Raw genomic sequence first — 25,632 nt, 5'->3', positions numbered from 1 at the left:
GGTAAGGCTGCGTTGGAACGCTTCCTCCAACTTTTACATTTGAAATTTTACATTTAGAATTTGACATTCCCGGTATAATAAAAGGTTATCGGCAATAACCTTTTATTATGCCGGCAGGAGCGGCAATAGTCCACTAATACGGTAGATTATTAATATATTTGCCAATCCTTTCATAGTTTTAGCCATGAAAGCCTGGCTTGAAAGAAGGCATAAAAAAACAGATATGTCAGACGAGATCAAAGCATTTAACGATTACCGGGCCAGGATGAACGAGGTCATCCTGGGGAAACAGAACAAGGTGATCAACCGGCTTTTTAACCTGGATACCAATACCTATGCGGAAGGTGCGCTGAGCACCAAAGTGAAGGAAATGCTGGGCCTGGTGTCCTCCATGGTGCTGCGCTGTGACGACTGCATCCGGTACCACCTGGGCAAATGCCATGAGCAGGGCGTGACCACCGAGGAAATGTATGAAATATTTGCTGTAGCCAATATTGTGGGCGGCACCATCGTGATACCCCATACCCGGCGTGCGGCAGAGTACTGGGAACTTTTAATTAATAATGAATAATTAAGAATTAATAATATGCGTAACATTATTGCCCAGAGCAACACTTGTGTTGCAGATATTATTAATTATTCATTCTTAATTCTTAATTAATTTTGTGGTATACCTCTAATATAAAACAATGTCAACAACTACTATAAACACACCAGCGCAAACGCTAACGGCCAAAGATTTTGCAACGGACCAGGAAGTACGCTGGTGCCCTGGCTGCGGGGACTATTCCATATTAAAACAGGTACAGACCATTATGCCGGGGCTGGGTATTCCCCGTGAAAATATCGTGATCATCTCCGGGATCGGGTGTTCTTCCCGCTTCCCGTACTATATGAACACCTATGGGATGCACTCTATTCACGGGCGCGCTACCGCTATTGCCTCCGGCCTGAAAGCTACCCGCCCGGAACTGAGCGTATGGGTAGTGACCGGCGATGGCGACGGCCTGTCCATTGGCGGCAACCATACCATCCACCTGCTGCGCCGCAACTTTGACCTGAACGTGATGCTGTTCAATAACCAGATATACGGGCTCACCAAAGGCCAGTACTCCCCTACTTCAGAGGAGAACAAGGTGACCAAGTCCACTCCCTTTGGCAGCATAGATCATCCCTTTAACCCGCTGGCCCTGGCCCTGGGTGCGGATGCTACATTCATTGCCCGCAGCATGGACCGCGACCCCAAGCACCTGCAGGAAATGCTGAAACGCAGCCACGCCCACAAAGGCGCTTCCTTCCTGGAAATATACCAGAACTGTAACATATTCAATGACGGGGCTTTTGAAGTATTCACCGAAAAAAGCACCAAGGCGGAGGAAGCCATCTTCCTGGAACAGGGACAGCCGCTGGTGTTCGGTGCGCAAAAGAACAAAGGCGTGCGCCTGGACGGCCTGAAACCAGTAGTGGTAGAGCTGGGCGGCGAGTACAGCGCCAGCGACCTGTGGGTACATGACGAGCAGGACTTCTATAAAGCGCAGCTCCTGACCCGCATGTTCGACGATCCGCGTATTGAAGGTCACCTGCCCCGCCCCTTCGGCGTGTTTTACCAGGCCAGCCGTCCTACCTACGAGGACAGCATGGCCCTGCAGATCGAGCAGGCCATTGCCCAGCGCGGCGCCGGCGACCTGGACAAACTGCTGGCCGGCCGGGAAACGTGGACGATCAGGTAAGTAAAAAAGAAAAAATTAAAAAGAAAAGGAGCGAGTGATATACATCATTCGCTCCTTTTCTTTTTCTTTTTTACTTTTTACTTAAAACTACCAGCCCGGGTTTTGCCCCAGCGCGGGATTCACCAGGCGGTCTGCTTCCGGTATGGGGTACAGGTAGTACTTATCATTCCATTTCCGGGTAATGTGGCTCAACCAGGTAAGCTCTCCGCTGGTACCCTGCGAAAGCCGCTGCGGGTTGGTGGAACCGTCGCCAAGGGTGGGCGCTACGTTTATGTAGGTAACACCGGGCAACTGGGTGGCGGGCGCCTGCTGGTAGAACACTACATCATTCACGCCATCGCCGTTCAGGTCCATCGGCACATCCAGGGCAGGCACATAAAAGCCGTTCCATACCTGGTCCATCAGCTCCCCGCGTTTCCAGCGTACAATATCATAAAAGCGGAATCCTTCCAGTGCCAGCTCAATGCCTCTCTCCCTTCTTATCTCCAGCAGGGCCGGGTCCGTAATGCCGGGGAAATAATTCGCAGTAAGGTAGGGATCAGCCGTTACCGGTTTAGCGGTGAGCCCGGCGGTAATACCAGCCCTGCTGCGCAGTGCGCCGATCGTTTCGCTCCAGTCTGCATCCGTAAAGGCGCCCAGCTCGGCTTTGGCCTCCGCATAATTCAGCAGCACTTCTGCATACCGGATAATGGAGATGGAGTTATCATTCCGGTTGCCGCCGTCATAGTAGGTATCGTCCAGGCACCACTTAATAGGCTGGTAGCCGGTATAAGTGTAAGAGAATACGGGCGGGGCCGGTGCTGCTGCACCGCCGTTGATACGTTTGTAGTCGCCCATGCGGATGGTCTGCTGCAGCCGCTTGTCCCTTCCTTTTACTTCCTCCGCAAAAGGCAGGGTAGCATAACCGGCTTTGGAGGTAAAGGGCGTGCCGTCAATATTCAGGTAAGTATTGATAAAGGTCCGGGTGAAACTTACCCTGGAACCGTAGGTAGAGCTGGTCCACCACCAGTTGGCGTCATTGAACACGCTGAGCTCGGGATCGCAGATAGCGGCCAGCATCACCTCGGAAGCTACCGGGGCTTTGCTGATGAACAACTGCCGGTAGGACATATCCGTGCCATTGGCGGTGTTCAGCGTAAAACCGGATTCGTCCATCACGGTGCGGGCGGCATTCATGGCTTCGGTCAGCCAGCGGTCTGCGGTGCCTTGCAGGTTGTATTCCGTATGATACTTCCTGAAAGTGCCCTCAAACAGGCATACCCTTGATTTAAAGGCATAGGCCACGTATTTGGTGATCAGGCTGCGGGAATCATCCTCCAGGGTAGTAATGCTGGCGCAGGCGGAATCCAGGTCGGCCAGTACGGAGTCCATGACCAGCGTGCGGGAGTCGCGCCCCTTGTACAGGTCCGGATCGTCAATGCTCATGGTCTTGTTGATCCAGGGCACATCGCCAAACCTTTTTACCTTATCGAAATAGAACCATGCCCGGAAGAACTTTGCCAGCCCGATGTAGTGCCGCCTTACAGCCGGCGCTATTTTGGGGTTGGTGCAGTTCTCAATGAAGTAATTGATATTACGCAGCTCATCCCAGTCCCAGCCGTCACTTTGCTGGGGACCATAGGCGCCGGCCCGCAGAAAATCGGGCACCTGTGTCCTGGCGGCGTAGTCGGCCATGGCGTCGCCCTTATGCACATCATTGGCCATAGGCAACACTTCATAAAAGGAATTTGCATAGGTGGCCAGCCCTGTTTCACTGCCGAATATCGTTTCGCCGGTGGCCGTATCTTTCGGCACCTGGTCCAGGTCCTTGGTGCAGGCAGCAAAAAGGAGGGTGGAAAAGACCAGTAGCCGGGAATATTTTATACGCATATGTATCGCTGTATTTTAAGTTTTACAAAGTCTGGTTATAAAGTCACGGACAGGCCGAAGGTGATGCTCTTCAGTATCGGGTAGTTGTTACCGTTACCACTGGTGCCGCTGGTCAGCACCCGGTCTGATCCCTGGATGCTTTCCACATCCAAGTCCCTGGTGATGCGGTAAAGCGGCGACCATGACCATAGGTTTTCACCGGATACGAACACCCGGGCATTGCTGATCCCGATCCTGCTGACCAGGTGTTTGGGCAGGTGGTAGCCCAGTTGAATATTTTTCATACGGATGTAGGCCACGTTCTGCAGGTAACGGGTTTGCGCCGTCAGCTCACGCGTATCGCCCAGGGCCACATATCCTTTATAGCGGGGGAAATAGGCATCCGGGTTTTCCGGCGACCAGATATTGCCCAGCATGGATTTGGGAATATCATTATACGGACGGTTATACTGCCCCCAGAAGGTGCCTGCTTCGCCGCCGGGCCACCAGTCCTGCTTGCCTACGCCCTGGAAGAACACGCTGAAGAAAAAGTTGTTCCAGTCTGCATCCAGGTTAATGCCGTAAGTATAACGCGGGGTGGCGTTACCGATCACTACCCGGTCGCCGGGGTTCGTTACCGTTTTATCACCGTAGCTGATCACGCCATCGCCGTTCACGTCCCTGAACTTGATATCGCCGGGCAGCCATTTGCCGCCGGTAGAAGCGCTTAGCAGGGCCTGGCTGGGAGATTTTGCCACATCTTCTTCGGAGGTAAAGAAACCCTCTGTAACATAGCCCCATATTTCTCCTACCTGCTGGCCGGTGTAGTAATCACTCAGGTTCTTGTTGGGATTGTTATACTTGGTGACCTCCGACTGGTAATCTGCCAGCACCAGGCGTACGCCGTACTGGAAGGGTTTGGCAGACAGGCTGAAGCGGTCGTTCCAGGCCAGGGATACTTCCCAGCCTCTGGTCCGCAGGTCGGCATAGTTGCCTTTGGGCACGCTCGTACCAAACACTGCGGGGAGCGTCATGCCCACGGTAAACATATCGGTAGTGTTACGGATATATGCATCGGCCGTTACACGCAGGCGGTCCGACAACAGGCCCAGGTCCAGGCCCAGGTTCTGCGTAGTGGAGGTTTCCCAGGTAAGGCCGTCCGGTATCACACCGGGCTGGCTGGTTTTCTGCGGGCGCACGCCGTTGAGCACCAGACCCGATTGTGAAATGGAAAATTTTTCCTGGAAAGCATAGGAGCTGATGTTGCCATTGCCCAGGGAGCCCCAGGAGCCGCGGATCTTCAGGTCAGAGATGATCTCCTGCGGCACATGCCAGAAAGATTCGCGCGATACGCGCCAGCCGGCAGATACAGAGGGGAAGAAAGCGTACCTTTCATCCGCCGGGAACTTGGAAGAGCCGTCATACCGGCCATTCACCTCCAGCAGGTACTTATCATTGTAGATGTAATTCAACCGGAAAAAGCCGCCCAGAATATTCCATTTTTCCCAGCCGCCGGAAGTCGTAACCGACTGGCCCAGGGCCAGGTTAATGTCCTCCGCATCTTCAGAGATCAGCCCGTTGCGGGAAGTGGTCAGTCTTTTGTAGGTAGACTGCTCGTAGTTGTAGCCCAGCATGGCCTTTACATAGTGGCGGCCTGCAAAGCGGTTCTCATATTCGCCGTAAATGTTGGCCGCCAGGTATTCCGTTTGCCGGTAGGTATTCTGCAGATCGTTGGTATTGGTGCCTACATACTCTATCACGCCCGGTATACGGCTGTAGGGCACAGGCACGCGCCGCTGCTTTGCAGTACTGTCCGTGTCCTGGAAAGTGAAATTACTTTTGATCCGGAACTTGTTATCGAAGAACTGGGCGGAAAGGCCGGTGGTATTGCGGATAACGCGCTGGTCCATATCGATCCCGTTCTTGCCATAGTAGAAGTCTCCCACCGTATAGGCGGCAGAGTAAGTAAGCGTGCCATCCGGGTTCAGCAGCGGCGACATGGGATGCCCTTCATCCGCCAGGTTACGCCATATACTGCCGCCTTCTCCCACATTCAGCGGGTTATGGTACTTCGAGTAAGAGTAGTTGGTGCTATTCTCCAGTTGCAGCCAGGGCAGCAGCTCGATAGTGCCTTTTGCACGGAAATTGTACATCCTGTAATCATCGGAATTATAGCGGAACAGCCCGTCCTGGCCATAGTACCGGCCGGTCACGTAAAAGCTGGTCTTGCCGCTGCTGCCGGAAAGGGAGAGGTTATGCTCCGTAGCGCCGGTAGTGTTCTTGTACAATTCCTTATACCAGTCCGTACTGCCGTAATACACGTACTCCCCGTTAGGCCCCACCTCTACTTTGGGCAGGCTGGGATCCTTGGAGCGGCGCTCAAATTCAGCCAGGTATTCCTGGGAGAACTTCACGGTCTTGTTCACGTTCTGCGGCGTCTGGGAATAGTCGTTCCAGGCGGTCCATGCTTCGTTGAACATCTTGGCGTACTGGTAACCGTCCGTCACCACATCGGGTACCGTAGTAGGGCTTTTGATGGAGTGGCTTACCGAATAGGTAATGCTGGTCTTCCCCTTGGCAGGTTGCTTGGTAGTGATCAGCACTACGCCAAAAGCGCCCCGGGCGCCGTAAATGGCGGCGGAAGATGCATCTTTCAGCACCGTGATGGTAGCAACATCATTCGGGTTGATCAGGCTGGGATCGCCTTCCACCCCGTCTATCAGCACCAGCGCATTGCCGCCCTGGCCAATGGAGGTAGTGCCCCGGATATTGAATGCAGGCGCCTGTATGGGCTTACCATCACCCATGACAAGGTTAAGGTTGGGCACCACGCCCTGCAGGCCCTGGGTGAGGTTGGTCAGGGAGCGGTTCTCCAGCACTTCCGGCCCTACCTGGTCTACCGCGCCGGTCAGGTTGGCTTTCTTCTGCGTGCCGTAGCCCACCACGATCACTTCTTCCAGCGATTTGTTATCGGGCTTCAGCTTCACGGCCAGTGAAATATGCCCGTCTGCCGTTACCATGTAGCCACTCATTTCCCTTGGCGCATAGCCAATGCTGGAGAACTTGAAGGTGTAAGGCCCTCCTTCGGGCAGGCGTGCAAACTGGAAAACGCCTTTTTCATCTGTAAAGGTGCCGGTGGAGTAGCCGGTAGCCGTGTTAACGGCGCCTACGGTCACCCCGAACAGGAACTGGCCGGTGCTGTCCTGCACCACGCCTTTTACCGCCGGCTGCGCAACGGTTTGCGCCATGCTGCTGCCGGCACAGATCAGCAACCCCAGCGTCAGCCACATGTATACATGCGCTTTCATAAAATGCATACGAGTACCATTTAATACCATAAATCGCGTTTTTGATATTATCAGAAATAATAGAATATGTGATGTGAATACCGCCTGTCTAAAGATTATGGTTTAACCGCTGACAATGTAAAGCCGGTACTGTCCTCTTTTACCTGCAGTCCGTTCAGGGCACTGATCGTATTCAGGATATGTGATAATGAATCGTTCGCTGTAAACTCGCCGCTGAAATAATACTGGCGGAGCTCCTTTTGCGGATAGTGCAGCGGAACACCGAAATGCGCTTCCAGGGCCGCCAGCACGGTAGTCAGCCGCTGGTTCTCAAATACCAGTCCGTTAACAGCAGCCGGCGCCGTTTCTTCTACCTGCCGCTGCGTTGCGGGCTGCGGCACTGCCGGTTCCTTTTCCCCGAATGACTGCACGGCCCAGGTACCCTGCTGGTAGCGAAACTCCTTACCGGGCAGGAGGTCTATCTCTTTCCCCGCCGTTCCTGCTATGGCCGGTGTCCCTATCCGTATCCTGCCGCTGAACAGCTTAATGTTCGTTCCTTCTCCTGCCTTGTCAGCATATACAAAAAAACGTGTGCCCAATACCGTTATATCCAACTTTCCCGTATGGACCCTAAAAGGATGGGCCTCATTTTTCGCCACATCAAACAGCGCGTCGCCCTGTAGCAGCACCTGGCGGTTGTGCCTGAAGTCCTCCGGGAACTGAATGGTGCTGCGGCCTTCCAGCAGCACCAGCGATCCATCCTGCATGCGTATAGCCTTTACCGTATCCAGCGGATTGGTTATGGTGATCATGGCCGCGGCTACCGGGGCGCTGTTCCCGCTGTCGCCAGCCTGGCGCTGCTGCCACCACAGGAAGCCGGACACGGATACCAGCACACACAGCATGGCGGCCACCGCCAGCCTGCGGTAATGCACGCGCCTGGTTTTGGGCGCTGTTGTGCTGATGGCCTGCATCACCGCCTGCTTCATGGCAGCGGAGCGGGGCGTAAATGCCTGCTCCTGCGTAATGAGATCCATCCATTCCGCTTCGCCCAGGTAGCGTTCCATCTCATCGGGATGATCATGTAAATATTGCGCCACCAGTGCTCTTTCTTCCGCGTCACATGCATTGTTTAAAAAGCGGGTAATTAAAGACGGATCTAATTTCATCTGATTCCTTTCGCCTTTAAATACGATAAACAGGAAAGGCACTCCCTACTGTTAACATTAATTTAAAACAGCCACTCCTGCAACTGGCGCACGGCATGGCTGACCTGGTGCTCTACGGTGCGGGGAGAGATCTGCAGGCGGTGGGCAATTTCCTTGTAGGTGAGGCCTTCCAGGCGGCTCATGCGGAAAATAGTGCGGCGGACGGGGGGCAACCGGTCAATGGCTAACTGCAGGCGTTCCATTACTTCTTTTTCCTCGTACAGGGAGGAGGTTTCCGTAACGGTTTCCAGTTGCTCGCGGATCACGTGCATGCGCTTACTGGCTACGGCCTCGGTCCGGAGCTTATCTATTAAAGTAGTGCGGGCAATGCGGAACAGTTGTATGGGCAGGTCAATATCCGGGGCCAGGTGCCGCCGGTGGTTCCAGAGTTTGATAAAGGTAAGCTGCACCAGCTCTTCTGCCAGGAAATCAGAGCCGGTCTTTTTCCTGAGGAAGAAAAACAGGTGGGTATGGTATCTGTCAAAAAAATCTGCGAATGCGGTTTCATCATCATGTCTGATCCTGTCCAGCAACTCCATGACACTTCAGGTATTTGAAAAATGATACGGTGTAGATACGGGGAACAAAATTAGAATATGGAAAAGAGCCGGCAGGTTATCTTTATGTGAAGAGATGGTAAATCAGTGTCCCAGGCCTGCTGCATCAAACAGCACCTTGTAGAGCAGCACTACGCCAAACAGCACCATGCTGGCGCCCGCAATGCGGTTGAGCCACACCACGTTGTTCAGCGTGAGCTTATGCCGGATCTTGTCGCTCACAAACACTTTTAAAATATCCATGGACAGTACAAAGGTGAGACAAACAATATACATCACCAGGCGGTGGCTGACGGTAGTGGCGCTGTTGGCTACGCACACGCCCAGCCAGAATATCATTACGCCGGGGTTCAGGGTGTTCATGAGGAAACCGGCCAGCCATATTTTCAGGTAATCATGGGTGCGGAACATTTCCGGTTTCTCTTCCCCGGTGCTGATCCTGATCTTCTTAAAGAACAGCCCGTACAATCCCATGCCTACCAGCATCACGCCCCCTACAACGCCTATGCTCCTTTTATAATCTTCCAGCCCCACGATAAAGGAAGTAGCGAGGTTACCTACCAGCACAAACACGATATCGCTGAGGGATACACCGAGCACAAAGCTGATGCCGGCCTTAAAACCATTATTCACACTGTATTTGATGATGGCGAATATAACCGGCCCCACCGATACTGATAGAAATACTCCCAGCCCTAATCCTGCTACGATTGCTGCTACCATGCCTTAAAATTCCAAATCCCAAATCCCAAATTCCAAACCTTGAAGAAGTGTCAAAAATAAAAGCAGTATGCTTTTAGTCCGGACCTTTGTTTTCATTTTGGGATTTGGAATTTGGATTTTGGAATTTATTTACCTACAGTTTTTGTTTCCAGGAAATGCTCCCAGTCCTTCAGTTTGTCGCCCTTCAGTACCCGGGGAAACTTGTTCATAGCGCCCTCCTTGCCTTTACAGCGCAGGTAGTCGATAAACACCTCGTTGGGCAATACTTCCACAAACACCTCTTTTAAAGCGGAGGTTCTTTCCACAGCGTAATCGTCATTCACCTCGCAGAGGGTCTGGTCAATGATCTCCCGCACTTTGGCGGCATCTACAGACACATCGTTGGTGCCTACGTACCAGCGGTGGGCAAACAGGTTCTCATAAGGGAACCCGGCAATGGTAAATTCCTTTACCGTAATGCCCAGCTTTTTCTGCACGGTATCAATGGCCTTGTTCATATTGTCAATGCTCATATGCTCCCCGCACAGGCTCAGGAACTGCTTGGTACGGCCCACGATCACGATCTCGTGCTCTTTCACGGAAGTGAACTTCACCACATCTCCTATCAGGTAGCGCCAGGCGCCGGCGCAGGTGCTCAGCATCACGGCGTATTCCACATCTTCCACCACCTCGTGTATCATGTAGGATTTGGGATTGGGTTTTACCTCCCCGTCCGCATCAAAATTATCTTCGTTAAAGGGAATGAACTCAAAGAAGATACCGGCGTTCAGCACCAGCTTGATGCCTTTGGTACCGGGCCGGGCCTGGAAACCGAAGGAGCCTTCGGAGGCCATATAAGTTTCAATGAAAGTGATGGGCTTGCCCAGCAGCTTCTGGAAGCTTTCCCGGTAGGGCTCAAAAGAAACGCCCCCGTGTATGTAAATGGCCAGGTTAGGCCATATTTCGTGAATATTTTTTACGCCGTGGTATTTGATGATCTCCTCCAGCACGATCTGTACCCAGGCAGGCACGCCGCATACGGTGCCTACGTCCCACTGCGGGGCCTTTCTCACGATCAGCCGGATACGCTGCTCCCAGTTGGGCTTTTTGGAGATGCGGCCGCCGGGCTTGTAAAAGCGCCGGAACCAGCGGGGAATGTTCTTGGCCTGTATGCCGCTCATGTCACCTTCGTAATAGTCGCCCTTTTCGTACAGGGAGGTGGTGCCCCCCAGCATCAGGATGCCTTTCTCGAATGATTTGGACGGTATGTTGAAGTTGGCCATGGAGTAGAGCTGCTTCACCCCTACTTTCTTTACCGTGCGCAGCATGTCGCGGGTAACAGGGATGTGCTTGCTGGCGGACTCCGAGGTGCCGGAGCTGAGAGCGAAGTACTTTACCTTTTCCGGCCAGCTTACATTGTCTTCCCCTTCCAGGCACTTGTGCCACCACTCCCGGTACATCTTATTGTAATTATGCACCGGTATGCGGGTGCGGTACTGGGCCATAAAGTTAGGACTGTCCAGTATCTCCTGGAACTTGTAGTGGCGGCCGAACTGGGTGCCCTTGGCCTTCATCAGCAGGCGGTGCAGTACCTGGAGCTGGTATTGGCGTGGTGTTCCTAACTTGACCGTGAATTTTTTACGGATGCGTAGTGACCTGGATATAAGATTACCGATGATGGCCATTAATTTCCTTCACATTATTTGAAATGCAAAAATACACTAATTAGTTGTAAGTGTCCTACCTTTGCGGCATGTTAAAAGCCACATTACTCAAAGCTACGCAAGCCGGAGGAAAAATCTTACAGGAATATTTTAACGGCAGCTTCCAGATAGACAGTAAAAGTACCGTTAACGACCTGGTGACGGAGGCTGACAAACAGGCGGAAAACGCCATTATCGGTACCATCCGGGCCACGTTCCCGGATCACTATATCCTGAGCGAGGAAGCCGGGGAGATCAGCACCGCTTCCAATATCAAATGGATCATAGACCCGCTGGACGGCACGGTGAACTTTGCCCACGGTATTCCGCTGTGCTGCGTATCCATTGGAGTGGAAAAGGATGGCGAAATGATACTGGGGGCGGTGTACAACCCCTTTATGAACGAATTCTTCTTTGCGGAGAAAGGCGCCGGCGCCACCCTGAATGACCAGCCCATCCGCGTATCCGGCAAAAGCCACCTGGCCAATGCCTGCCTGGTGACCGGCTTCCCCTACACCTGGGAAGAGCAGGACAACGACCCGGTAGCCGTGTTTGGCCGCTTCATCCGGGAGGGTCTGCCCCTGCGCCGCCTGGGATCCGCCGCCATAGACCTGTGCTGGGTAGCCTGCGGACGCTTTGACGGCTTTTACGAGCACAAGCTAAACGCATGGGACTCTGCAGCCGGCTTTATTATTGTGGAAGAAGCCGGGGGCAAGGTGACTGACTTCAGCGGACAGCGCTTTTCTCCCCACCAGAAAAAGATCATTGCCACCAACGGCAAAATACACAGCGAGCTGCTGGATGCCGTAAATGGCAAATAAACCATACCAACACATGAGCGAAGAAAGGACGGAAGTCAGCTCCCTGGGGGAGTTTGGACTGATAGACTACCTGACCCGTAACATAGAGATACAGCAAGCCGGCACCGTTTTAGGCGTAGGCGACGATGCCGCGGTCATCGACCATTTTGGCAAGCAGACCGTGATCAGCACGGACATGCTGCTGGAAGGCATTCATTTTGACCTGATGTACACCCCCCTGAGGCACCTGGGCTACAAGTCCGTGGTAGTAAACCTGTCGGACATTTACGCCATGAACGCCACCCCTACCCATATTACCATGAACATCGGCTTCAGCAACCGCTTTTCCGTAGAGGCGCTCAGCGAGTTCTACGAAGGCGTGTACGCGGCCTGCGAGCGATACGGGGTAGACCTGGTCGGCGGCGACACCTCCTCTTCCCAAAAAGGGCTGGTGATCAGCGTAACGGCCATCGGGGAAGTAGCGCCGGACCAGTTCGTAAAACGCTCTACCGCCCAAAAGGGCGACCTGCTCTGCGTATCCGGCGACCTGGGCGCGGCCTTCCTGGGCCTGACCCTGCTGGAACGGGAAAAGAAGGTGTACCGGGAGCACCCGCAACTGCAGCCCGACCTGGAGAACCAGGCCTACATCATAGGCCGCCTCCTGAAACCGGAGGCCCGCAAAGATATCATTGCCTACCTGGAAGAACAGGATGTGCGCCCCACGGCCATGATGGACGTTAGCGACGGCCTCAGCTCCGAAGCCCTGCACATCTGCAGGCAAAGCAACCTGGGCTGTGTGATATACGAAGAGAAAATACCTATAGACGACCAGAGCAGGCAGCAGGCGCTTAAATTCGGCCTGGACCCTACGGCTTGTGCGCTGAGCGGAGGAGAAGATTATGAGCTGCTGTTCACTATCCGGCAGGAAGACCATGATAAACTGGTGCTGTCTGAACAGATCAGCGTGATCGGGTATATGACGGATATCAGCGAGGGCGCCCACATCGTCACCAAAGGCGGCAACAAATTCAAGCTGGTAGCACAGGGATGGAACGCCTTTGAGCAGTAACTACTCTTTCACTTCCACCGTCACGGCATCACTGTTATGCGTAGGCGGCAGCACTCCTGCAAACACGCAGAACTTCAACTGGTAAATGCCCGGCTGTTCCGGCATGTTCACCTGCATACGGATGAGGTGGCGCTGTAATGCACGGAACAAGCCTACATCTGTTCTTACCGGCGGCAGCCCTTCTTCTTTATTACGGACAAATGCATAGCCCAGCACAGCTTCATGCACGGTATCCTCCTGCACCGGCTGCCCGTAACCGTTGCGCAACTGGAGAATGAAGGTCATATGCTCCCCGGGCCTTACCTGCAGGCTTTTAATAGCCGGCACCAGCCGTACCAGGGAATAGGAATAGTACTGCGGCTGCATATAATACTCCCAGGTACCCTTTGCGGTATGCACACTATCGGTAACCGGCATCTCCATGCCCCGCTGGAAGGCGATCATCACCGGCTTGCCCCATAACTGCGTCTCCGTATCCCAGTAATTATACTGGTTGCGACGGGCATAGCGGCTGTTTACGCTGTAGGATAAACCATTATTGCTATAGAACATGTACTTGGAGGGCAACTGGTAGCTGTTCAGGAACACCACCGGCCGGTTGCCGGCCCTGGATTGCAGGGCAGCCGCCCACTCGCGGTTATGATGTATTTCCGGCCGGATCTCAATGCCCGGCGCAAAATCCCATACCATGTAGATCCTGGCTGCCAGCACCACTACCAGGGTGGCCAGGGTAAGGTACTGCAGCAGCTTCCAGGTGCCGCGGCGGCGGATGATGGCCTGGTGCGCCAGTATAACGGCCGGCGTAAACACCATCACCGTCCAGTTGGCCTCTACCCGCCCTTTATAGGTGCTGAACAGGAAGAACACCAGCACACCGGCAAGGCACACTTTCAGGGTACGCTCAAAGCTGCTCTGGATAGGGCATATAAAAGCATAGTACAGCAGCAGCCACCCGGCCAGGGGGCCGAATAACAGCAACTGGCCCAGTATGTATTCCAGGGTATAGCTGATATTGTAGGAAGCGGCGTTGCGCTCCACCAGGTGGTATTGCAGGGAAGGAAAACCGTGCGCGTACTGCCAGTAAAGATGGGGCAGCATCAACAGGGTGGTGAGCGCGCAGGCGGTATAGAACTTGAATACCCTCAGCAGGCTGGGGGTGGATACCACGGTAAAGAATACCAGCAGGATGCCATGGTACTTGCTGTAAAACATGAGGGCCATGCTGATGCCCAGCAACAGCGTATTGGTCCAGCTCTGCTGCTCCAGGAAACGCCGGTATACCCAGAAGTATACCGTGGCAAAAAATATCAGCGGCACATCCGGTACAGCCAGCATACCGCCTATCTGCATGGCGCCCATTGCGCCCAGCACCAGGTACAGGAGGCGGTTGTGCCGTTGCGGCAGCAGTTCCCAGGTGATCCACAGCGTCAGCACGTTGATCACCACCATCAGCAGGCGCACGCCCAGCTCGTTATGGAACAGGGCATAGCCCAGCTTTATCAGCAGGGCTATCATAGGCGGATGGTCAAAGTACCCCCAATCCAGGTGGCGGGAGTATACCCAGTAATAGGCCTCATCGTCCATAAGCTGGGTAAAGCAGGCCTGCAGCAGGCCCAGTAGCAGCCAGCCCAGTAAAAAGGCGTACTTGTAATGATCTTTAGTAAAAAAGCGTCTTAGTGCCGACATACAGTTTTTTATATCATCCTACTTACGTTCAGGTTCTCATCAAAGGCCACCATGCAGGCCTGGTAGCCGGCAGCAATGCGGCCCAGCTCCCGGTCCATGCCGGCCAGCGCGGCCGGGTAGGCGGAGGCCATGCGCAGCGCCTCGTCCAGGGGAATACCTACCTGCTGCACACAGTTCTTGACCGCCTGCATCATGGTGAGGCAGGAACCGGAAAGGGTGCCCTGTGCATTCACATAACGGTCCTTATCAAAAATATAGATATAGTCGCCGGTACGGCTTTCCGCCACCGCATCGGTGATCAGGAAAAGCCGCGGACCCATGATCTTTTTGCTGATACGGATGGATGCAAAATCCACGTGGATACCGTCCGCCACTACGCTGGCGCATACCCGGTCATGATCGTAGATAGCGCCTACCATGCCCGGGGCGCGGCTCTGCAGGGCAGACATGGCGTTGAACAGGTGGGTGGCAGCAGGAATGCCATTGTCAAAAGCAGTATAGGCCTGCCCGTAAGTGGCGTTGCTATGCCCGGCAGACACCAGTATGCCGGCATCCTGCAGTTGTTTTACCAGTTGGGGTGCGCAGCATTCCGGCGCCAGGGTCATCATTTTGATGATGCCCTGCCCCTGCTCCAGCAGGAGGTCAATATCCGCCTGCGCAGGGGTGGTAATGTACTGCTGCAGATGCGCGCCTTTCTTTTCGGCATTAATGAAAGGCCCTTCGAGGTGCAGGCCCAGCACGCCTTTCCCTCCCTGTTCCCAATACTGCCGTACCGCCTGTATGGCGCGCAGCATCACTTCCCGGGAACTGGTAGGCACGGTGGGCATAAACCAGGCGGCCCCGCCGCTGCGGCAGTACTCATAGGTAGCTGCCAGCGAAGCCATATCCGTGCTCAGGGGAAACAGTTGCCCGTTTCCGCCATATATCTGCAGATCTATCAGCGCAGGTGCCAGGGTAGCGCCCTGCAGGTCCACCGTTTCGCCGCTGCCCGGTACTTCCGATACCGGCAGCACGCCAATGATACGTCCATTGTCCGTGAGTACCGCATGGTCGTCCAGGAAGCGGTCGCCTGTGAAAATACGTGCATTGAGATAAGTAACCGGCATGGCAGTATCGTTAAAGTTCGTATAGTTCTAACGGTAGTCCGTCAGGATCTGTAAAGAAAGTGAACCGTTTACCGGTATGGGGATCGGTACGGATCGGTTCCGTTATAACACCCTGCTGCTGCAATTGTTGCACCGCCGTGTCAAGATCCCTTACTGCAAAGGCCAGGTGCCGCAGTCCGCAGGCTTCCGGGCGGCTGGGCCTTGGCGGCGGATCAGGGAAGGAGAACAGCTCTATGATGTATTGCGGCCCCAGGGCCAGGTCCAGCTTCCAGGACCGGCGCTCCTCCCGGTACACTTCCTGCACCACCTGCAGGCCCAGCACCTGCGTATAGAACGCCTTGCTGCGTTCGTAGTCAGCGCAGATAATGGCGATATGATGTACGGCGGCTATCAAAATACCTGGAATTTATCCGCGTCTTTCAGGAAGGGCAGTTTTTCCCTCACCTCCTGCAGGCGGGCGCGCTCCAGGGTGCAGGTGAATATATCTTCATCATGGCTCCTCCGGTAAACGATCTCGCCCAGCGGGTCTATAACGCTGCTGTCGCCCCTGTGGTAAATGTTGTTACCGTCATTTCCAACCCGGTTCAGGCCCACCACGTAACATTGATTTTCTATGGCGCGCGCCTGCAGCAATGTTTCCCAGGCAAGGCTGCGCCGTTCCGGCCAGTTGGCCACATTAATGAGCACATCATACGCCGGTGCGCCGGTTTCCGGCACAATAACGTTGCGCGCCCATACGGGAAAGCGCAGGTCGTAACAGATCGAGAGGTTGATCTTCCAGCCTTTTACCTGGGCAATGAGGCGCCGGTCGCCCGGCTGGTAATGTTCCTGTTCGCCGGCATAGCCAAACAGGTGGCGCTTGTCGTAAGTGCCGTATACGCCATTGGGCTGCATCCATACCAGGCGGTTCACATAGCGGTCATTATCCCTGATGATAAGGCTGCCGGTAATGATCACGTTCTTTTCCGCCGCTTTTCGCTTCATCCACTGCACGGCGCTGCCATCCATGGTTTCCGCCAGCTTTTCGGATTGCATACTGAAACCGGTGCTGAACATTTCCGGCAGCACGATCACTTCCGTACGGCCGGGAATAGCATTGATCTTTTCATCGAACATCCGCAGGTTGGCAGCGATGTCTTCCCAGTGCAACTGCGTCTGGATAAGTGTTACTTTCAGGTCTGACATGATAATACAAGTTGTGCTAAACGCCTGAAGCGCTATACGTCTATAATTTCTGCTATGGCCGCCTGCGCCAGCTCCGGCTCAAACCCCTTCTGCAGCAGGTACTGCATGGTTTTCTGCTTTTGCCTGAGCGGGTGCTGGCCCTGCAGGGTGGCGTACTTCTTTTCCGCCAGTTGCGCCAGCACACGGCGATAATCCGCCTCGTCTATTTCCTGCAATCCTTTTTTAATGCAGTAGGCGGATACCTGGCGGTGCTGCAGCTCCATCACGATCCGGCGACGGCCCCATTGCCTGCTGCGGAACTTGCCGCCGGCAAAGGCTTTGGCAAAACGCTCCTCGTTCAGGAAATTATCTGCTATCAGCTCCGCAATAATCGCTCCTGCGGCATCGCCCCACACACCCAGCTCCCGGCATTTCTGCAGGACCTCGCTATGGCAGCGTTCCTGGTAGGCGCAGTAGTGGCGGAGCTTTTGCAGGACAGTTGTATCCGTATTCATAAGACAAGCTGTCAGCGTTAGCTATCAGCTAATCGCTATTTCTTCACTATCATTAAGCGGGCATAATTCAGCATGATCTTTTTCTCGCCGCCACCCTTGGGAAATACTACGGTGGCAATGCGGTTATTGGGCGCGCCCTCCATGCTCAGGATGGTGCCAAACCCGAACTTCTGGTGCTCCACTTCCATGCCGGTTTCCATCAGGGCCGGGTCATCCGGCGCAAAGCCGGGCGAGGGTACATGCGTGCTGGCCGGGGCCGAAGCAGGCTTGGGCGCAGGGCGGGCAGCCGGCGAAGCCGCAGCGGCAGGCGTTTTTTTCTGCATGCGGTCAAACATATTGTTGCCGCCGCCATTGTTCCAAAGGCCACCGCCGCCGCCAAAAGTGTTGCGCATGGCGCCGCCACCGGCGTAGCTGCGGTCTATGAACTGCTCGGGCATTTCCTCTAGAAAACGGCTGGGCTCATTCTGCACCAGGCTGCCAAAACGGTAGCGGCTGTTGGCATACGTGAGCCACAGGCGGGATTTGGCGCGGGTAATGGCCACATAGAACAAGCGCCGCTCCTCTTCCAGCTCTTCCCGGGTATTGATAGACAGGGTGCTGGGAAAAAGGTTCTCTTCCAGCCCCACGGAAAATACTACGGGAAACTCCAGCCCTTTGGCGGCATGGATGGTCATCAGCTTTACCACGTCACTGTTCTCATCATCACCCTGATCCGCATCGGTCAGCAGGGTGATCTGCTGCAGGTAGGAGCCCAGGCTTTTATCCAGCAGCTCCCCGTCCTCGGTAGGTGTTTCCGTAAATTCCTTGATGGAGTTCAGCAGCTCCTGTATATTCTCATACCGGGCCAGGCCTTCAGTGGTCTTATCGTTGAACAGCTCTTTGACGATATTGGTGCTTTTACCTACCTGCACGGCCACATCATAGGCATTATGCTTGTCCATAATGGCCTGGAAGCTGCGGATCATAGTGACAAAGCCATCAATGGCTTCCAGGGTGCCGCCCTTGAAACCAAACTCCCGGGCGCGCTCCAGCACTTCCCAGAAGGTAATGTTGTGCTCGTTGCTGTAGATAACCGCTTTTTCTATGGTGGTTTTACCAATGCCTCTTACCGGGTAATTGATAATACGTTTCAGGCTTTCCTCGTCGCGGGTATTGATGGTAATGCGCAGGTAGGCCAGGAAATCCTTGATCTCCTTGCGCTGGTAGAAGGAAATGCCGCCGTAAATACGGTAGGGAATGGCCTTGCGCCGCAGGCTTTCCTCGAAGGAGCGGCTCTGGGCGTTGGTACGGTACAGGATGGCAAAGTCGCGGTTCTCATAATGGTTACGCAGCTTCTGCTCCGCAATGGTATCCGCCACGTGCTTACCTTCCTCGTTGTCCGTCATGGTGCGCACCAGCTTTATCTTTTCGCCCTCCATGTTATTGGTCCAAAGGGCTTTTTCTATCTGGCCTTTGTTATGCGCGATCACCTCGTTGGCCACGTTCAGGATGGACTTGGTGCTGCGGTAGTTCTGCTCCAGCTTTACCACCCTGACGTCTTCATAATCCTTTTCAAACTGCAGGATGTTCTGGATGGTAGCGCCGCGGAAGGAGTAGATGCTCTGCGCATCATCCCCCACCACGCAGATGTTCTCGTGCACGGCGCCCAGCAGCTTGATGATCTCGTACTGGGCCGGGTTGGTATCCTGGTACTCGTCGATCATGATGTACTTGAACTTGTGCTGGTACTTGTGCAGCACTTCGGGGAACTGCTTCAGCAGGATGTACATTTTGAACAGCAGGTCGTCAAAATCCATCGCCCCGTTCTTGAAGCAACGCTTGGCGTACATCTCGTATATCTTACCGATCATGGGCCGGTTGCCCCGCATGTCTTCCTGCTGCACGTAGTAATCATGCTGGTATTCCTCCGGGCCCATCAGGCTGTTCTTGGCCGCGGAAATGCGGTTGTATACAAAGTTGGGCTTGTAGTGCTTGTCGTCCAGGTTCTGCTCGTTGATGATGGTCTTGATCACGCTTTTGGCGTCGTCGGTATCGTAAATGGTAAAGTCGTTGGGATAACCGAGGCGGTGGGCTTCTGCGCGTAACAAGCGGGCAAATACGGAGTGGAAGGTGCCTATGTACAGGTTGCGGGCTTCGCTGCCGCCGAGTATCTTTTCCACGCGCTCTTTCATTTCGCGGGCAGCCTTGTTGGTAAAGGTCAGTGCCAGTATGTTGAAGGAGTCTACTCCATTACGCATCAGGTGGGCAATACGGGTGGTCAGTACCTTCGTTTTGCCGGAGCCTGCACCGGCCACTATCATCAGGGGGCCATTGATATGGGCAACGGCTTCCCGCTGGCGTTCGTTCAGTTCGTCTAAATAATTTGGATTCATCACATTCGTTGAATGAAAATGTAAAAATACCAAATTTAGACAGACCGAAGGGGTTAATAACGGGCAATGCGGGATTTAAGCATCTTACGGGCAAAGTGGATCCGGCTCTTCACCGTGCCCAGCGGCTCATTGAGAATAACGGCGATCTCATAATATTTATACCCTTCGTAGTACAATAGGAAGGGCTGCTTGAATATGGGTGGCAGGTTGTAGATAGCCATGTGCACGTCCTTTACCCGCAGGCCGTTCTCTGCATAGTTGCCGATTGCCGGCTGCTGGTGATGCAGCAGGTAATCGCCGGTAGCATTGTCCAGCAGGCGGAACTGGCGGTTGCCGCGGCGGTAGTTGTTAATGAAAATGTTGCGCATGATCGTGTACAGCCAGGCGCGGATGTTAGTGCCGGCCAGGTACTTGTCACGATTGGCGAGTGCGCGGTAAAGGGTTTCCTGGAAAAGGTCTTTCGCAGACTCCGAATCCTTGGTGAGTGTAATTGCGTAGGGCCTCAGAAAATCTGCGTTCCCCATTAACAAATTGTTGAATTCGGTGGACGACATATGGTGTATTTTTTAGGATTAGACAATAGGGTTTTACCTGGCGCCTGCAGCCGGGAAGCTAAGCCGGGCGGTACGGGGGCTACATACAACAGGAGGTGTTTTCATGACGGTACTATTTAAGGTTACCAAAAGCAGGGCACAATGCCTCATCTTACTTTAATGACTCTGACAAATAATTAAAATAACAACTGACTGATAACTGGTTATACTGAAAATGTACGTGGATTTCCCGTTTGTTGCATTACTACATGACACTTACCGCATTAAGCTGAGATATTTTTATTTAATGCGTTAATGTTGTTATCTAAGTTATTGAAAAAAAAGGGGATTACCTATTTTTTTTTGCGACTATACGAAAAGAATGTATAAATACGCGGATATGTATATGCACAAATATGCAGATTCATATGCGGATCATTTCCTGTGCCGGTCCACCGTCAGCCTTTCCTCCCGGTTCGCGATCTCCCAGGCGGTATAGAACACTAACTGCGCACGGCGGGACAGCAGGGGATAATCTATCTTTTCCACCGTATCCGTGCTGCGGTGATAATCTTCGTGCGTGCCGTTAAAATAGAAGATCACCGGGATGTCGTGCCGGGCAAACATATAATGATCGGAGCGGTAATAGAAACGGTTGGGATCATCCGGGTCATTGTACTTGTAATCGAGGTGCAGTCTGGTAAACATTTCATTGGCCTTTTCATTGATGGGGCGCAGGGCGGAGCTGAGCTTGTCATCGCCAATAATGTATACGTAATTGGTATCCTTTTCATGCATGGGGTCTACGCGCCCTATCATATCTATGTTCAGGTCCACCACTGTCTTTTCCAGCGGGTATATAGGGTGCTCCGTATAATACTTGGAGCCCAGCAGGCCCTTTTCCTCGCCGGATACGGCCATAAACACCAGGCTGCGGCGGGGGGGATAGCCGGCCTCTTTAGCGCGGGCAAAAGCAGCGGCTATTTCCAGCACGGCTACCGTACCGGAGCCATCATCGTCCGCACCGTAATAGATCTGCCCGTCCTGCGTACCCAGGTGATCATAGTGAGCGGTCACAAATACCACCTCGTCTTTTTTATCCGTGCCTTCCAGGTAGGCCAGCACATTGCTGGAGCGCAGCTCCCTTGTACCTTTTTTGAACTGTATCTGCACGGGCCGGTCTATCACGCGGGGTGTCAGCCGGTCGGCCACGGCCTGCTCCAGCAGGTCCTCGGGGTGCTCCACGTTCAGCAGGCCGGCGGCCATTTGCGGTGAAATAAAATAGACATTGGGCATCTTGTTTTTCTTCTGGCGGGCATCCTCGGTGTAAATGCCCGTTCTGCGCAGGCGGTCGCCGGCCACCTGCTCTATGCGGCTGGCGCCTTCATTCACTACCAGTACGGCTGCTGCTTCGCGGGCCGCGGCCTCTGCTATCTTTTTGCCCAGCCCTCCCCAGGAAGAAGGACGGCGGGTGCCGCTGAGCACAAAAGTGGTATCATTCTTATGCGGTTCCCCGGGCAGTATCAGCACCACATTGCCGGCTACTTCCATTCCCTGGTAGTTATTGTAGCCTGCCGTATTGATGCCGTAACCGGCAAATATGATCCTGGAGGCGCGCAACTGCTGGTTGCTGCATTCCTTCAGGCTGCTGTAATAGTCCTCGCCAAAAGTATAGCGCTGCCCGTTGAGGGTCAGGGTGCTGGCGGTAAGGGTATCCTGGTAGAGGTAAAAGTATTGCTCCCACTGGCCGTTGGCCCCGGGTTGCAGGCCCGCTTCGGCAAAGCGGGAGATAATGTAGGCAGCCGCCTTGCGCTGCCCTTCGGTGGCGGTTTCACGGCCGGCCATTTCAGGGGCTGCTACTACCTGTAACTGTTGCCGTACTGCGTCTGCCGTAATACCGGCACCAAACCTGGCGGCCGCGGAAGGTTTGCCGGCAGGCGTGGCAATACGTTCATCATGCTGGGCCAGCACCGGCAGACTGCTGCCGAGGAGCAGCACGGCGAAAAAAAATATGATGGCTGGTTTCAGTTGCATACTGAATAAATTGATCAATACAAGATAAAATAAAAGCCGGGAAAGATGGCATTCCTCTCCCGGCTTCATAAATTTTTGCTCGTCAACCGCACTCTTCTCCTGCTGCTGTATTATAAACAGGCAATCTTTCTTACCCTGGTTTCATGGCGGCCGCCTTCAAAAGGCGTGTTTATAAACACGTCCACCATCTGCTTGGCCACCGTGGTGTCTACAAACCTGGCCGGTATGCAGAGCACATTGGCCTCGTTATGGCCGCGGGCCAGCCTGGCCAGCTCTTCGCCCCAGCATACAGCGGCCCTGATGCCCTGGTGCTTGTTGGCGGTGATGGCTACGCCATTGGCGCTGCCGCAGATCAATATGCCAAAGGCGGCTTCCTCCCTTTCTACCGCGGTGGCTACCGGGTGCGCATAATCCGGGTAATCTGCAGACTCGCTGGAATGCGCCCCGTAATCCTTTACCTGTATGCCATTGGCTTCCAGGTAGGAAATGATCTCTTCTTTATAGTCAAAGCCGGCGTGATCGGAACCTACCGCTACCGGTAATGACATATTGAATAATGTTGCGTGCATAATTCATTCCTTTGTCAATCATTCACTACTTAAGACCACTCTTCTTCATCATCGGCTAAAGGCCTGTTATCTCTCTCCTCCATCTGGCGAACCGCTTTCCTGGATATAAAGATACTGATTTCATACAGCAAATACAGCGGCACAAACACGATCAACTGGTCTATCACATCGGGCGGGGTAATAACGGCGGCCAGCACCAGGATCACCACAATGGCATGACGGCGGTAAGCGCGGAGGAACTCCGGCGTGATCAGCCCTACCTTGGACAGGAAGTACACCAGTATAGGCAGCTCAAACAGTACGCCCATGCCGAATACGATCTGCGTCATCAGCGCAAAGTAGTCGTCCATGAAGAACTGGTTCACCGCTTTGTCTGTAACGGTATAACCGGCCAGGAAGTTAATGGTAAAAGGCGCCATCAGGAAATAGGCGAACGCAATGCCCAGGAAAAACTGGAAAGACACCCAAAAGATGATGCCACGGGCGCCCCGCAGCTCCCTTTCCTTCAGCGCGGGCTTCACAAAGCGCCAAAACTCGTAGAATATGTAAGGGAAAGCGGCGGTAAAGCCCACGATAAAGGCCAGCTTGAACTGCAGCATGATCTGCCCCGCCATCTTAAAGTTCTGGAACTCCACTTTCACCGGGGTGATACACAGCTTGTCCCCCAGCCCCAGGAAATGGCTGAACCTGCACAACAGGCCATAGGAAGGGAAACCAGGGTTGGTGGGCCCGAAGATCACATTGTCCAGTATCTCACGGGTATAAACAAACCCGAATATGCTGAACAACGCGATGGCCGCCACTGATCTGACAATATGCCAGCGCAGGTCTTCCAGGTGATCAAAAAAAGACATCTCTGCCTTATCAGTATTATTCGCGAAAATCTTCTTAAACATTTTACCTAAAGTAGATCAGTGTAGAATTAGTACGAATTCAAGAGCACAAATATATAGAAAGGCGCAAAGGAAAACGGAAAAATTAGATAGCCGCGAAAGTGAAGGTAGTAAAGCGTGACGGGAGATAGCTATAAAAAAAGAGCCAGCCCAAGAAGAATCAAGAGCCGGCCTTTCATCCATTGTTTGTTAACCCCAAAAAAGTTGAATTCGAGAATGTCTTCTGCTTCCAGATTTGCTACTTATTCGATTGATGGCAAGCTTTCAAAATAAGTTTTATCTCTGGTTGCGTCTTAAATTTCTATCACAAAAATAGCAAGAATTCTTTTATTATCAATGTTGTAACAATTTTTTTTACAACCCTTTAACAAAAATCAAATAATAGTGTTACATCAACCACAGCAAATGTATAAAATCCGTGTTAAATTCCTACTACTTTTTTTAAATCGATTTAGCAACGGGTTACTCAATCAATTTTGCAGGCTTTCCCCACATTTGATAATGCAAATATATTAAAAAAAATACAACAATGTCAAGGGGGCGCTTTTTTTCTTTGAACTTGTAAAGAAAATCAGGCCAGAATTTTCATTTTCACCATCTCGATCCGGGTTTCCGTCACATTCAGCACATCAAACTCATAGTCATCGATGATAATGCGCTCCTTCAGCTTGGGAATGGTTTCATGGTGGTTAATGATATAGCCGGACAGGGTCTCGCTTTCATCTTCCGGGAAATCAAAGCCGTAACGCTCATTCAGGTAGTCCAGCTCCAGCCGCCCGGAAAAGATGTACTCTTTTTCAGCGATCTGCTTTTCCACGAATTCCTCCACGTCATGCTCGTCCCTGATCTCGCCAAAGATCTCCTCCAGCACGTCCTCTATGGTCACAATGCCGGCGGTGCCGCCAAACTCGTCCACTACCCAGGCAATACTCTTACGCTCCTTGTTGAACTTGCTGAGCAGGTCTATGGCGCTCATCGTTTCCGGCACCACCATGATCGGGTGCAGGATGGCCGGGATGTCTGCCGGGTTCTTGAACATGTCCAACTGGTGGATATACCCCAGGATATTGTCAATGGTCTGTTCGTAGATAATGATCTTGGACAGCTTGGTTTCCATGAACTTGCGCCGGGTTTCGGCAATAGGCGTGGTAATTTCCAGGGCCTCTATCTCCTTCCGGGGAATGAGGCAACCGCGGATCTTCACATGAGCCAGGGACAGCGCATTCTCAAACAGCTCCGTATTCAGCTCCTGGTTCTCTGCAAAATGCTGCTGCGACTGGCGGATGAAGTGCTCCACGTCCACCCGGGCAAAAGAGGGCCGGTTTTCCAGTATCCGCACATTGAACAGGTATTTAAGTATCCATTCGGAAACGGATACCAGCAGGTTGCCTATTACATACAGGGGCTTGGATATAACGGATACCGGCAGCGCAAAAAAGCTGAGGAGGGTTTCCGGGCGGGAACGGAAAACCGCCCGCGGGATGAAAAAGCCCAGGAACAGCACGATGAAGGTAGCTACCAGCACTTCCATCAGGAGCAGCGCGGGCTGAAAAGCCGTGCTTTCCGCCGGCGGTACAACGGCCTCCCAAAGGGGCTGAAAGATACCGGCGAACAGGATGCTGTAGATAACCAGCACAATACTGAGGCCCAGGAGGCTGGTGGCCAGGAAACGGCCGGGGTTTTCATTGAAGCTGGCCAGTATCTTGCCGGTGGCATGGCCCTGCTTCTTCTTCAGCTCGATACTGAGCTTATTAACATTGGCAAAAGCGGTTTCCAGCCCGGCAAAGAAGCCTGCCAGCAGTACCAGGAACGCTAATACCAGAATAGTGTAACTGTCCATCGTTAACAAATATAAG

At 53.3% G+C, this 25,632-nt stretch carries 21 protein-coding genes; 4 read left to right on the top strand and 17 right to left on the bottom strand.

The genetic code is table 11. From position 1 onward, the window contains the following. Positions 1–223: 223 nt before the first annotated feature. Complete coding sequence (locus LX66_RS06855; RefSeq protein ID WP_145711200.1) at positions 224–571, top strand: carboxymuconolactone decarboxylase family protein; 348 nt, start codon at positions 224–226, stop codon at positions 569–571. A gap of 118 nt (positions 572–689) precedes the next feature. Further along, on the top strand, positions 690–1,730 hold the full coding sequence (locus LX66_RS06850; protein ID WP_145711197.1) for a 2-oxoacid:ferredoxin oxidoreductase subunit beta: 1,041 nt from the start codon (positions 690–692) through the stop codon (positions 1,728–1,730). An 87-nt stretch (positions 1,731–1,817) separates the two neighbouring features. Here LX66_RS06850 and LX66_RS06845 read toward each other — a convergent pair whose 3' ends face one another. From LX66_RS06845 to LX66_RS06820, 6 genes are all read right to left on the bottom strand, one after another. After that, on the bottom strand, positions 1,818–3,599 hold the full coding sequence (locus LX66_RS06845; RefSeq protein ID WP_145711195.1) for a RagB/SusD family nutrient uptake outer membrane protein: 1,782 nt from the start codon (positions 3,597–3,599) through the stop codon (positions 1,818–1,820). 35 nt (positions 3,600–3,634) lie between these two features. Then, positions 3,635–6,895: a SusC/RagA family TonB-linked outer membrane protein gene (locus tag LX66_RS06840; protein ID WP_211366043.1), complete on the bottom strand. Its 3,261-nt coding sequence runs from the start codon at positions 6,893–6,895 to the stop codon at positions 3,635–3,637. 86 nt (positions 6,896–6,981) lie between these two features. Further along, positions 6,982–8,034, bottom strand: coding sequence for a FecR domain-containing protein (locus LX66_RS06835; protein ID WP_145711193.1), 1,053 nt, complete (start codon positions 8,032–8,034; stop codon positions 6,982–6,984). Between the two features lie 62 nt (positions 8,035–8,096). Continuing rightward, the gene (locus LX66_RS06830) at positions 8,097–8,612 is read right to left on the bottom strand and encodes an RNA polymerase sigma factor (RefSeq protein WP_145711191.1); all 516 of its coding nucleotides are present in this window, start codon (positions 8,610–8,612) and stop codon (positions 8,097–8,099) included. 102 nt (positions 8,613–8,714) lie between these two features. Next, a complete protein-coding gene (locus tag LX66_RS06825) occupies positions 8,715–9,353 on the bottom strand; it encodes a LysE family translocator (RefSeq protein WP_145711189.1) in 639 nt (212 codons plus the stop codon). A gap of 125 nt (positions 9,354–9,478) precedes the next feature. Then, complete coding sequence (locus LX66_RS06820; protein ID WP_145711187.1) at positions 9,479–11,017, bottom strand: GH3 family domain-containing protein; 1,539 nt, start codon at positions 11,015–11,017, stop codon at positions 9,479–9,481. Between the two features lie 68 nt (positions 11,018–11,085). Between LX66_RS06820 and LX66_RS06815 the strand changes: the two genes are divergently transcribed. Both LX66_RS06815 and thiL read left to right on the top strand, forming a co-directional pair. Then, positions 11,086–11,856, top strand: a complete 771-nt coding sequence (locus LX66_RS06815) for an inositol monophosphatase family protein (protein WP_145711185.1) — start codon at positions 11,086–11,088, stop codon at positions 11,854–11,856. A 13-nt stretch (positions 11,857–11,869) separates the two neighbouring features. After that, positions 11,870–12,904 carry a thiamine-phosphate kinase gene (gene thiL, locus LX66_RS06810; protein WP_145711183.1) on the top strand — a complete coding sequence of 345 codons (1,035 nt, stop codon included), beginning with the start codon at positions 11,870–11,872 and terminating at the stop codon, positions 12,902–12,904. On the opposite strand, the gene LX66_RS06805 is transcribed toward thiL, so the two are convergent. The 11 genes from LX66_RS06805 to LX66_RS06755 all read right to left on the bottom strand — a co-directional run bounded on the left by LX66_RS06805 (position 12,905) and on the right by LX66_RS06755 (position 25,616). Beyond that, a complete protein-coding gene (locus LX66_RS06805; protein ID WP_145711181.1) occupies positions 12,905–14,590 on the bottom strand; it encodes an ArnT family glycosyltransferase in 1,686 nt (561 codons plus the stop codon). It abuts the gene before it with no gap. Between the two features lie 8 nt (positions 14,591–14,598). Beyond that, the gene (gene nagA / locus LX66_RS06800; protein ID WP_145711179.1) at positions 14,599–15,696 is read right to left on the bottom strand and encodes an N-acetylglucosamine-6-phosphate deacetylase; all 1,098 of its coding nucleotides are present in this window, start codon (positions 15,694–15,696) and stop codon (positions 14,599–14,601) included. A 10-nt stretch (positions 15,697–15,706) separates the two neighbouring features. Beyond that, positions 15,707–16,090, bottom strand: coding sequence for an SMU1112c/YaeR family gloxylase I-like metalloprotein (gene gloA2 / locus LX66_RS06795; protein ID WP_145711177.1), 384 nt, complete (start codon positions 16,088–16,090; stop codon positions 15,707–15,709). Continuing rightward, entirely contained in the window at positions 16,087–16,881 is a 795-nt protein-coding gene (locus LX66_RS06790; protein ID WP_145711175.1) for an amidohydrolase, read from the bottom strand. The genes gloA2 and LX66_RS06790 overlap by 4 nt, the downstream gene beginning before the upstream one ends. A 32-nt stretch (positions 16,882–16,913) precedes the next feature. Further along, positions 16,914–17,375 (bottom strand): regulatory protein RecX, encoded by a 462-nt coding sequence (locus tag LX66_RS06785; RefSeq protein WP_145711173.1) that lies wholly within the window; start codon positions 17,373–17,375, stop codon positions 16,914–16,916. A 35-nt stretch (positions 17,376–17,410) separates the two neighbouring features. After that, positions 17,411–19,747, bottom strand: coding sequence for an ATP-dependent helicase (locus LX66_RS06780; RefSeq protein ID WP_145711172.1), 2,337 nt, complete (start codon positions 19,745–19,747; stop codon positions 17,411–17,413). Positions 19,748–19,800: 53 nt separating this feature from the next. Beyond that, the gene (locus LX66_RS06775) at positions 19,801–20,301 is read right to left on the bottom strand and encodes an RNA polymerase sigma factor (protein WP_145711170.1); all 501 of its coding nucleotides are present in this window, start codon (positions 20,299–20,301) and stop codon (positions 19,801–19,803) included. A 414-nt stretch (positions 20,302–20,715) separates the two neighbouring features. Beyond that, on the bottom strand, positions 20,716–22,314 hold the full coding sequence (locus tag LX66_RS06770) for a M28 family peptidase (RefSeq protein ID WP_158642553.1): 1,599 nt from the start codon (positions 22,312–22,314) through the stop codon (positions 20,716–20,718). 110 nt (positions 22,315–22,424) lie between these two features. After that, complete coding sequence (rpiB, locus tag LX66_RS06765) at positions 22,425–22,883, bottom strand: ribose 5-phosphate isomerase B (protein ID WP_211366040.1); 459 nt, start codon at positions 22,881–22,883, stop codon at positions 22,425–22,427. A 29-nt stretch (positions 22,884–22,912) separates the two neighbouring features. Next, a complete protein-coding gene (tatC, locus tag LX66_RS06760) occupies positions 22,913–23,737 on the bottom strand; it encodes a twin-arginine translocase subunit TatC (RefSeq protein WP_244620319.1) in 825 nt (274 codons plus the stop codon). A gap of 610 nt (positions 23,738–24,347) precedes the next feature. After that, the gene (locus LX66_RS06755; protein ID WP_145711164.1) at positions 24,348–25,616 is read right to left on the bottom strand and encodes a hemolysin family protein; all 1,269 of its coding nucleotides are present in this window, start codon (positions 25,614–25,616) and stop codon (positions 24,348–24,350) included. Positions 25,617–25,632: the final 16 nt, after the last annotated feature.

The sequence above is a fragment of the Chitinophaga japonensis genome, assembly GCF_007830125.1.
Lineage (GTDB): Bacteria > Bacteroidota > Bacteroidia > Chitinophagales > Chitinophagaceae > Chitinophaga > Chitinophaga japonensis.
Note: the sequence above shows the minus strand (reverse complement) of the source record. Positions and strands in the feature narration are given on the sequence as shown.